Source organism: Actinoplanes sp. NPDC026623, assembly GCF_040638275.1.
GTDB lineage: Bacteria > Actinomycetota > Actinomycetes > Mycobacteriales > Micromonosporaceae > Actinoplanes.
The window spans coordinates 1-9673 of the sequence record NZ_JBEZXZ010000270.1 but is presented as its reverse complement, the minus strand read 5'-3'; the positions used below and the strand labels follow the sequence as shown (position 1 = coordinate 9673).

Genomic DNA, 9673 nt, shown 5'->3' with positions numbered 1-9673 from the left:
GCTGCCGGGCCGGCTGGTCGGCGTGTCCAAGGACGCGGACGGCGCGCCTGCGTACCGGCTGGCCCTGCAGCGAACGCTCCAGGCCGGCCCGCACCGCCAGGTAGCCGGCGTGCGGGCCGCCGAAGCCGAGCGGCACGCCGAAGCGCTGGGTCGTGCCCGCCGCGATGTCCGCGCCGACCTCGCCCGGCGCGCGCAGCAGCGTCAGCGCGAGCAGGTCGGCCGCCACCGTGACCAGGGCACCCACCCCGTGCGCGGCCTCGATCACCGCGGCGTGGTCGCGCACCGCGCCGGAGGCGCCCGGATACTGCAGGTGCAGGCCGAAGAACTCCGCCGGCAGCTCGGCGCCCCCGTCCAGGTCCACCGGCACCAGGTCGATGCCGAGCGGCTCCGCCCGGGTACGCAGCACCGCGAGCGTCTGCGGCAGCGTGTCCGCGTCCACCACGTAGACGTTGCTGCGGCTCTTCGACGAGCGGCGGGCCAGGGTCATCGCCTCGGCGACCGCCGTGCCCTCGTCCAGCATCGAGGCGTTCGCCGTGGTCATCCCGGTGAGGTCGGTGACCATCGTCTGGAAGTTCAGCAGCGCCTCGAGCCGGCCCTGGCTGATCTCCGGCTGATACGGCGTGTACGCGGTGTACCAGGCCGGGTTCTCCAGCACGTTGCGCCGGATGACGGCCGGGGTGAACGTGCCGTAGTAGCCGAGCCCGATCATCGAGGTCGCCACCGTGTTGCGCCCGGCGATCTCGCGCAGCTCGGCGATCGTCTCCTCCTCCGAGGCCGCCGCCGGCAGGTCCAGCGTGCCGTGCCAGCGAATCACCTCGGGGATCGCGGCGTCCATCAGCGCCTCCAGGGACGCGTACCCGATGGCCTTGAGCATCTGGGTCTGCGCGTCGGCCTCCGGGCCGATGTGGCGTGAAGCGAACGTCATGGCGGCTCCTGCGAGAGAAAGAGGTCGACAGCAACCTCCCCCTCTGTCATACCCACGGGGGGCATTTCAGAGTCGCCTACCCTCGCGGTCCTTTTGCCTGAGAGGTTCCGGGGAGGATTTGCCCCTTCGGCGCCGCCGGGAATGCACCCGGTGGTCTCTCCCGCGCAGGAGTACGGCTGTGTTGAACCTACCAGCGCGAATGTTTCGGACGCGCTACCTAGGGTGTGGTGTGTGACCTACTCCGCCGCGGACGACCGCTACGACACCATGACCTACCGCCGCGCCGGGCGCAGCGGCCTCCGGCTGCCCGCCATCAGCCTCGGGCTCTGGCACAACTTCGGCGACGCGCGCCCCGCCGAACGCCAGCGCGACATCACCCGCCGCGCCTTCGACCTGGGCGTCACCCACTTCGACCTGGCCAACAACTACGGCCCGCCGCCCGGCAGCGCCGAGAGCAACTTCGGCCGCATCCTCGGCACCGACTTCCGGCACCACCGCGACGAACTCATCGTCTCCACCAAGGCCGGCTACCACATGTGGAACGGCCCCTACGGCGAGTGGGGCAGCCGCAAATACCTCGTCTCGTCGCTCGACCAGTCGCTGCGGCGCCTCGGCCTCGACTACGTCGACATCTTCTACCACCACCGCCCCGACCCGGACACCCCGCTCGAGGAGACGATGGGCGCCCTCGACGCCGTCGTGCGCTCCGGCAAGGCCCTCTACGCCGGCATCAGCAACTACAGCGCCGAGCAGACCGCCCGGGCCGCCGCGATCCTCAAGGAGCTCGGCACTCCCCTGCTGATCCACCAGCCGTCGTACTCGATCCTGAACCGCTGGACCGAGAAGGACCACCTGCTCGACACGCTCGAGACCGTCGGCGCCGGCTGCATCGCCTTCAGCCCCCTGCAGCAGGGCCTGCTCACCGACCGGTACCTCAGCGGCATCCCCGCGGACTCGCGGGTGCGCACCAGCGTCTTCCTCAACGAGAGCGACCTGGACACCGCCACCCTGGGCCGGCTGCACAACCTCAACGGCATCGCCAAGCGGCGCGGGCAGTCCCTGGCACAGATGGCCCTCGCCTGGGCGCTGCGCGACCAGCGGATGACCAGCCTCATCATCGGTGCCAGCAGCGTCGAGCAGCTCGACGCCAACATCGCCGCCCTCGGCAACCTCACCCTGTCCGACGACGAGCTCAACGAGATCGACGGAACCGTGCTCGACCTGTAGAAAGGCCCGGTGATCAACCTCGTCACCGAGCACACGATCCTCGCGGTCGTGGTCGGCTCCCGCGCGTACGGCCTCGACGGCCCGGGCTCCGACCACGACCGCCGCGGCGTGTACGCGGCACCCACCCGCCTGTTCTGGCACCTGGACAAGCCGCCGGCCCACCTCGACGGCCCCGCCGACGAGCAGTTCTCCTGGGAGATCGAACGGTTCTGCACCCTCGCGCTGCAGGCCAACCCGACCGTGCTCGAGGTGCTCTGGTCCCCGCTGATCGAGCGGATCACCCCCGACGGCGAAAGGCTGCTGGCCGTCCGGCACGCGTTCCTGTCCCGCCGGGCCGCCGAGACCTACGGCGCGTACGCCCGCGACCAGCTCAAACGCGTCGCCGCCCGGCGCTCGCGCACCGGAGAGACCAACCACAAGCAGGCCATGCACATGATCCGGCTGCTGCTGGCCGGCGCGCACGTGCTGCGCACCGGCGAGGTCCTGGTCGACGTGTCGCCGCTGCGCGAACGGCTGCTGGCCGTGCGGAACGGGGAGGTGCCGTGGGAGTCGGTGACCCGCTGGGCGGACCGGCTGATCGAGGACCTGGCCGCCGCGTCCGTCGACTCGGACCTGGACCTGCGCGCGTGCCACCTGCTGCCGGCCGCCGACGTCGTCGGCCTGCGCACCGGCCCCGCCACCCTGCAGTCCGGCGGCTACCGCGACGGCGTCGAACTGGACGTGGTCAGCCACGACCTGCTCAAGTTCGCCCGCCTGCTGAACAGCCGCAACGGCTACGTCCTGGAGCAGCTGCTGTCGCCGCTGGTGGTGGTGACCTCGCCGGTGCACGCCGCGCTGACCGAGCTGGCGCCCGGGCTGATCACCCGCCACCACGCGCACCACTACCTCGGCTTCGCCGCCACCCAGGAGAAGCTGTTCGCGCGGACCGGCGAGCTGAAACCGGCCCTGTACACACTGCGGGTGCTGCTCACCGGCGTCCGCCTGATGCGGACCTCCACCCTCGAGACAGACCTCGGCGAGCTCGGCCGTGACCTGCCCTACCTGCCCGAGCTGATCGCCCGCAAGCGCGAGGCGGAGCACGGACCCTTCCCCGCGACCGTCCGCGCGGCGCTGGAGCGGGACATCCCGCGGCTGCGCGCCGAGCTGGAGGCGGCCCGCGACGCCTCCGCGCTCCCCGACCAGGCCGACCCCGCGGCGGTCGAGGCGCTGCACGACCTCGTGGTCCGGGTCCGCCTCTCCCGCCCGGCCGATCCCGTTGATCAAATATGCGGATGACCGACGAGGAGATCGCCGGGCGGATCGCCCGGGCGCGGCGGCGCGAGCAGACGCCGGCCACGATCGGCGGGCATGCGGTGCTCCTCGACACGATCCGGCTGCCCGCCGGGGTGGTCACGACGGTCCACCGGGTGCTCGACGGGCGGATCACGGTGCTGCGCGCGACCGCGGGCTCCTGGCCCGGCTGGAGCGCCACATCCTGCGTACGCCGGGCAACTGGGCCGTCTTCACCTCCCGCTCGGACGCCGTGATCCAGGTGGACTGCACCGATGACGGCCTGCTCTGGCTGGAGACCCCGGACCCGGCCACGAAGCGGTCCCTCGGGCGCCTGGTGACCGTCGACGAGGCCGCCGGCCTGCTGGCGATCCTGGCCCGCGAGGACCGCAGCGCCGTCGCCGATCTGCCCGGCGTCGAAACCGTCGCCTGGGAGTGATGGGCGGTCGGCGAAGCCGTCGTTTCAGGGTTCGGGTGCGGCGTGCCGCACTGCGCCTAGAGCATCCTAGGATTCTAGGAGTTATCCGTCGGGGGGTCCGGCGGTCTACCCTGGTCCCATGCCCACCAGCGCGCCCGACGCTCCGGCCCGCCATCTGGCCCGGCCGCACCGGCCGGTGCTCGTCGCGGGGACCCTCGGCGAGCTGGCCGGTCCGCGGCACGGCATCGTCGAGCTGCCGCTGCGCCTGTGGTGGAATCCGCACCGCGCGTTCGACCTGGACCAGCCGACCATGCTCGCCTGGATGTATGAGAACGTGCTCCGCGAGGCGGTCCGCGTCGACGAACTCCGCAGCTACCTGCACGGCCCGACGCTGCTCCGGATCTGGCCGGAGCTCAACCTCCCCCACGGCGTCCGCGCCGCCTGGGAGGCCCGCCACCCCGGCCTGCGCCGCAGAGTTGTCGGAGCCCACCACTAGCGTGGCCGCGTGAGCGCCAACATCGACGACTTCTACCGTGACGTGACCACCATCGCCCTCGGCGTCGGGGAGAAGCACGGATTCGTGCTCGGCGGCGGCGTCGCCTGGCTGGTCAACGGCCTGGTCAGGCGGCCGACGGAGGACATCGACCTGTTCACCGACACCGCGGGCGCCGTCGGCGCGGCCGCCGGCCAGGTCACCGCCGCGCTGACCGCCGCCGGCTACCAGGTGTTCCGCGAGGTCGGCGACGAGATGTTCGAGGGCATGGACGAGGACCTGCGCGAATACCACGTGGCGGACGGATCCCGGGCTCTGCGGCTCACCCTGACCCGGCTCGACCGGCGGCGGGCGCCCGTGGTGATGGACGTCGGCCCGGTCATGCACCTCGACGACCTGGTGGCCTCCAAGGTCGCCGCCCTGGTCAACCGGCGCGAGGTGCGCGACTACATCGACGTCGGCGCCGCCCTGGAGCGCTACCCGCTCGCCCGCGTGCTGGAGCTCGCCCGCGCCCTCGAGCCGGGCCTCGACGACGAGGAGATCGCCGACGCGGGCCGCTACCTGGACCGGCTCGACAACGACCGGTTCGGCCTCTACGGTCTCACCGCGGACGACGTCCGCGCGCTCCGGCACCGGCTGGCGGCCTGGCCACGCTGAGCCCGGGCGCCGGCGCGGTTGCGCGGGCCGGCTTCCCTCGGGTGCGTTCCCGGACCCCGACGATCGGACGTTCCGGGCCGCCGAGGCCCACCGTCTCCTGGCCGTGCTCCGGGCCGAGCTGCACGACGTCAGCCTGGCGCTGCCGCCGCTCGCCGCCGAGCTCGAGCTGGGCGGCTTCACCCGGTTCGCGGACGTCTGGCTGGACAACATCTTCACCGACGTGTCGGTCCGCGGCCAGATCCGCGACGGCCTCGATCAGCTCGGTCACGCCGCCCAGCGGGTCGGCGGGTTCCGGTCCGCGCCGGCCGCCCGGGCCGGCGAGACCCGCGGCCGGCTCGCGCAGCTGGACCGGGAGCGGGCCGCGCTGCTGGAGGCCTGACCGGCAACCGTTTCGCAACCGGCGGGGAACCGGACGGCAACCGATCCGGTCGAATCTGGTTCCCAGCGAGGCCACCACCGCAGAAGGAGCTCCCGCCTTCGAACCGCAGGAACACCCGCCGTCGCCGCCGCCCGCCCCGGGCCTCCCGGGCAGCGTCGCCGGCACCAGCACCTCCACAGCACGGTCCCTTCCGTGGCCGGGCGCGATGCGCGCCCGGCCACGGTGCTGTGCGCCGGACGGCAGTGGATAGGCTGGACAGATCATGACGCTCACCTCACGCCTGCCCGGCAACGCCGAACCCGACGCCGTCTTCGACGCCTTCCAGACCTGGGTCACCGAGCAGGGCCTGACGCTGTACCCGCATCAGGAGGAGGCGCTCATCGAGATCGCCACCGGGGCGAACGTCATCCTGAACACGCCGACCGGCTCGGGTAAGAGCCTGGTGGCGACCGGCGCGCACTTCGCGGCCCTCGCCGACAAGCGCACCACCTTCTACACCGCGCCGATCAAGGCGCTGGTCAGCGAGAAGTTCTTCGCCCTCTGCAAGGTCTTCGGCGCCGAGAACGTCGGCATGCTCACCGGCGACGCCAACGTCAACGCGGACGCGCCGATCATCTGCTGCACCGCGGAGATCCTCGCCAACCTCGCGCTGCGCGAGGGCGCCGACGCCGACGTCGGCCAGGTGATCATGGACGAGTTCCACTTCTACGCCGAGCCCGACCGCGGCTGGGCCTGGCAGGTGCCGCTCGTCGAGCTGCCGCAGGCCCAGTTCGTCCTGATGTCGGCCACCCTCGGCGACACGACCCGGTTCGTCGACGACCTCACCCGGCGCACCGGCCGGGCCACGGCCGTCGTCAGCAACACCGAGCGGCCGGTCCCGCTGATCTTCCAGTACGCGATGACGCCGCTGCACGAGACGATCGAGGAGCTGCTCACCACCAAGCAGGCACCCGTCTACATCGTGCACTTCACCCAGGCGTCCGCCCTCGAACGCGCGCAGTCGCTGATGAGCATCAACATGTGCAGCCGCGCCGAGAAGGACGCGATCGGCGCCGCCATCGGCAGCTTCCGCTTCACCGCGGGCTTCGGGCGCGCCCTGTCCCGGCTGGTGCGCCACGGCATCGGCGTGCACCACGCCGGCATGCTGCCCAAGTACCGGCGGCTGGTCGAGACCCTCGCGCAGGCCGGCCTGCTCAAGGTCATCTGCGGCACGGACACCCTCGGCGTCGGCATCAACGTGCCCATCCGGACCGTGCTGTTCACCGGCCTGTCCAAGTACGACGGCGTCCGCACCCGGCTGCTCAAGGCCCGCGAGTTCCACCAGATCGCGGGGCGGGCCGGCCGGGCCGGCTACGACACCATCGGCACCGTCATCGTGCAGGCGCCCGAGCACGTCATCGACAACGAGCGCATGCTCGCCAAGGCCGGCGACGACCCGAAGAAGCGCCGCAAGGTGGTCCGCAAGAAGCCGCCGGAGGGCACCATCGGCTGGGGCCAGCCGACCTTCGACCGGCTCGTCGCCGCCGACCCCGAGCCGCTGACGTCGTCGTTCCACGTGTCGCACGCGATGCTGCTCAACGTGCTGGCCCGCGGCGGCGACCCGTTCGCGGCGATGCGGCACCTGCTGACCGACAACCACGAGGAGCCCGCCGCGCAGCGCCGGCACATCCGCCGGGCCATCGCGATCGCCCGGGCGCTGCTGGCCGGCGGGGTCGTCGAACGGGACTCGTCGCCCGACGGCGTCCGCTACCGCCTCACCGACGACCTCCAGCTCGACTTCGCCCTCAACCAGGCCCTGTCGCCGTTCGCGCTGGCCTGCCTCGAGCTGCTCGACCGCGAGTCGCCGGAATACCCGCTCGACGTAGTCTCGGTCATCGAGGCGACCCTCGAGGACCCGCGGCAGGTGCTCTCCGCACAGCGCTTCAAGGCCAAGGGCGAGGCCGTGAACGCCATGAAGGCCGAGGGCATCGAGTACGACCAGCGCATGGAGCTGCTCGAGGAGATCACCTACCCGAAGCCGCTGCTGCCACTGCTGGAGGCCGCGTACGAGACGTACCGGCAGGGCCACCCGTGGGTGGCCGACCACGAACTGAAGCCCAAGGCCGTGGTCCGCGACATGTACGAGCGCGCGATGACCTTCACCGAGTACGTGTCCTTCTACGGCCTGTCCCGCTCCGAGGGCCTAGTGCTGCGCTACCTGGCCGACGCCTTCCGCGCGCTGCGGCAGACGGTGCCGGAGGACGCGCGCACCGAGGAGCTGACCGACCTGATCGAGTGGCTGGGCGAGCTGGTACGCCAGGTCGACTCCAGCCTGCTCGACGAGTGGGAGCGGCTGCGCAACCCCGGCGCCGAGGTCGTCGAGGTGTCGCCGCTGGACGACAAGCCGCCGGCGGTCACCCGCAACGTGCGGGCGTTCCGGGTGCTGGTCCGCAACGCGATGTTCCGCCGCGTCGAGCTGTTCGCGCTGCGCCGCGCCGAGGACCTCGGCGAGCTGGACGCCGAGTCCGGCTGGAACACGGACCGGTGGATCGAGGCCCTCGAGGACTACTACGCCGAATACCCGCTCGTGGGCACCGGCCCGTCGGCGCGCGGCCCGGCGCTGCTGCACATCGAGATCACGCCGACCATGTGGAAGGTCCGGCAGGTCTTCGAGGACCCGGAGGGCGACCACGACTGGGGCATCGAGGCCGAGGTGGACCTCGCGGCCAGCGACGAGGCGGGCGCGGCGGCGATCCGGATCACGGCCGTCGGCCCGCACTGACCGCCCAGGAGGGGACACGCCCGTGGACGTGATCGCGCGCTACTTCGACATGTGGAACACCGGCGACACCGCGATCGCCGACCAGGTCCTGCACCCCGGCTGGGTCGACCATGCCCACCCCGAGGTCACCGGCCCCGACAGCGTCAAACAGGCGGTGCACGCCGTTCGGTCCGCGCGCCCCAACCTGCGCTTCACGATCCACTCGGTGCTCGGAGACGACGACCTCGTCGCCGTCGTGGGCTCGGTCGGCCAGGCACCGCAGACCGCCGGCGCACCGGGCCGCCTGGTCTGGCTGGTCCGCCTCGCCGACGGTCTCATGGCCGAGATGTGGACCTACCAGCAGAGCCAGGTGCCGTAGCCGGACGGTCAGCGACGTCGCGCACGGTGCAGAGCTCGATCTCGGCGGTTCCGGGCCCTGATCCGGTCGGATGGACACCTTGCGGGACCGCCAGGCCTACGAATATCGTCTCGATGTATCGGATCGATATATCGAGACGTGGCCATGGCTCGTCCGGCCGACGCGGGAGGCGCGATGAGGTCGATCGACTACGACACCGAGCAGCACCGGGACTACGCGCGCGGACGCGCACTCACCCGAGAGCAACTGCGGGTGTGGATCGACGCGATGGCGGCGGTGCTGCCCGAGCGGCGGCCCCTGGCGGGGCTCGACGTCGGCTCGGGGACGGGCAGGTTCACCCCCGCGCTGGCGGAGGCGTTCGGGCCGGTCACCGGCGTCGAGCCGTCGGTGCGCATGCGCGAGGTCGCGCAGGCGCAGTCCCGCCGTCCCGGGGTGCGCTACCTGGCCGGCAGCGCCGAGGACCTGCCGGTGCCGTCCGCCGGTGCCGACTACGCCCTGATGTTCCTGTCCTGGCATCACGTCAAGGACAAGCCCCGGGCGGCCCGGGAGCTGGCCCGGGTGCTCAAGCCCGGCGGGCGGCTGCTGCTGCGCGCGAACTTCAGCGACCACCACCCCCGGCCGTGGTGGCTGGAATACTTCCCCCGCGGCTACGAGGCGGACGCCGCGATCTTCCAGCCGCTGCACGAGGTCATCGAGATGTTCACCACCACCGGCTGGCGCGTCGCCGGCTTCGGCACGGTCACCGAGCCGTCCGCCGGCACCCGCGGGGACATGCTCGCCCGGCTGCGCCTGCGTACGCTCTCGTTTTTCGCGCAGCTCAGCGACGACGAGCTGGAGACGGGCTTCCGCCGGCTGGAGGAGGCCGTCGCCGCGGATCCCAGCGCGCCGGCGGAGGTGTTCGCCGAGCCGCTGCTCACCCTCGAGCTCCTGGATCAGCGGCCGGACGCCAGAAACCCGTGACCCGACAGCACACGCAGGGAAACCTCAGCCTCATGCGCACGAGGACCCGAGGGTGGTCATGAGGGCGCGTGTCAGGTCCGGCCGGCACAGCACGTCGGTGCTGTCGACGTACTGGTCGACGGAGCCCGCGGCGGGCCTGGCGGCGAGCGCGGCGTCGTCGACGCGTTCGAGCAGCGCGGTCGCGAAGCGGGCGGCGTCGATCACCGGGTAGGGCCGGTCGTGGAAC

At 72.1% G+C, this 9673-nt stretch carries 10 protein-coding genes, 2 pseudogenes and 1 riboswitch; of the genes and pseudogenes, 10 read left to right on the top strand and 2 right to left on the bottom strand.

From position 1 onward, the window contains the following. Positions 1-925 (bottom strand): annotated as a pseudogene (locus tag AB0F10_RS41470) (glycine dehydrogenase (aminomethyl-transferring)); the annotation flags it as partial. Positions 926-1000: 75 nt separating this feature from the next. Next, positions 1001-1098, bottom strand: a riboswitch (glycine riboswitch). Positions 1099-1156: 58 nt separating this feature from the next. Between AB0F10_RS41470 and mgrA the strand changes: the two are divergent. The 10 genes from mgrA (at position 1157) to AB0F10_RS41420 (ending at position 9447) form a co-directional block, all read left to right on the top strand. After that, a complete protein-coding gene (mgrA, locus tag AB0F10_RS41465) occupies positions 1157-2152 on the top strand; it encodes an L-glyceraldehyde 3-phosphate reductase (protein ID WP_360638843.1) in 996 nt (331 codons plus the stop codon). 9 nt (positions 2153-2161) lie between these two features. Further along, complete coding sequence (locus tag AB0F10_RS41460; RefSeq protein WP_360638840.1) at positions 2162-3427, top strand: DNA polymerase beta superfamily protein; 1266 nt, start codon at positions 2162-2164, stop codon at positions 3425-3427. Continuing rightward, positions 3424-3678, top strand: coding sequence for a hypothetical protein (locus tag AB0F10_RS41455; RefSeq protein WP_360638837.1), 255 nt, complete (start codon positions 3424-3426; stop codon positions 3676-3678). The genes AB0F10_RS41460 and AB0F10_RS41455 overlap by 4 nt, the downstream gene beginning before the upstream one ends. A gap of 5 nt (positions 3679-3683) precedes the next feature. Further along, entirely contained in the window at positions 3684-3860 is a 177-nt protein-coding gene (locus AB0F10_RS41450) for a hypothetical protein (RefSeq protein WP_360638834.1), read from the top strand. A gap of 118 nt (positions 3861-3978) precedes the next feature. Then, positions 3979-4335, top strand: a complete 357-nt coding sequence (locus AB0F10_RS41445) for a hypothetical protein (protein WP_360638831.1) — start codon at positions 3979-3981, stop codon at positions 4333-4335. 9 nt (positions 4336-4344) lie between these two features. Beyond that, on the top strand, positions 4345-4989 hold the full coding sequence (locus AB0F10_RS41440; RefSeq protein ID WP_360638828.1) for a nucleotidyl transferase AbiEii/AbiGii toxin family protein: 645 nt from the start codon (positions 4345-4347) through the stop codon (positions 4987-4989). Positions 4990-5092: 103 nt separating this feature from the next. Further along, positions 5093-5368 (top strand): hypothetical protein, encoded by a 276-nt coding sequence (locus tag AB0F10_RS41435; RefSeq protein WP_360638825.1) that lies wholly within the window; start codon positions 5093-5095, stop codon positions 5366-5368. 262 nt (positions 5369-5630) lie between these two features. Next, positions 5631-8129 (top strand): DUF3516 domain-containing protein, encoded by a 2499-nt coding sequence (locus AB0F10_RS41430; RefSeq protein ID WP_360638822.1) that lies wholly within the window; start codon positions 5631-5633, stop codon positions 8127-8129. Between the two features lie 22 nt (positions 8130-8151). Beyond that, positions 8152-8487 carry a nuclear transport factor 2 family protein gene (locus AB0F10_RS41425; protein WP_360638819.1) on the top strand — a complete coding sequence of 112 codons (336 nt, stop codon included), beginning with the start codon at positions 8152-8154 and terminating at the stop codon, positions 8485-8487. 174 nt (positions 8488-8661) lie between these two features. Further along, positions 8662-9447, top strand: a complete 786-nt coding sequence (locus tag AB0F10_RS41420; protein ID WP_360638816.1) for a class I SAM-dependent methyltransferase — start codon at positions 8662-8664, stop codon at positions 9445-9447. A gap of 30 nt (positions 9448-9477) precedes the next feature. Here the strand turns inward: AB0F10_RS41420 and AB0F10_RS41415 are convergent. Further along, positions 9478-9673, bottom strand: a pseudogene (locus AB0F10_RS41415) (hypothetical protein); the annotation flags it as partial.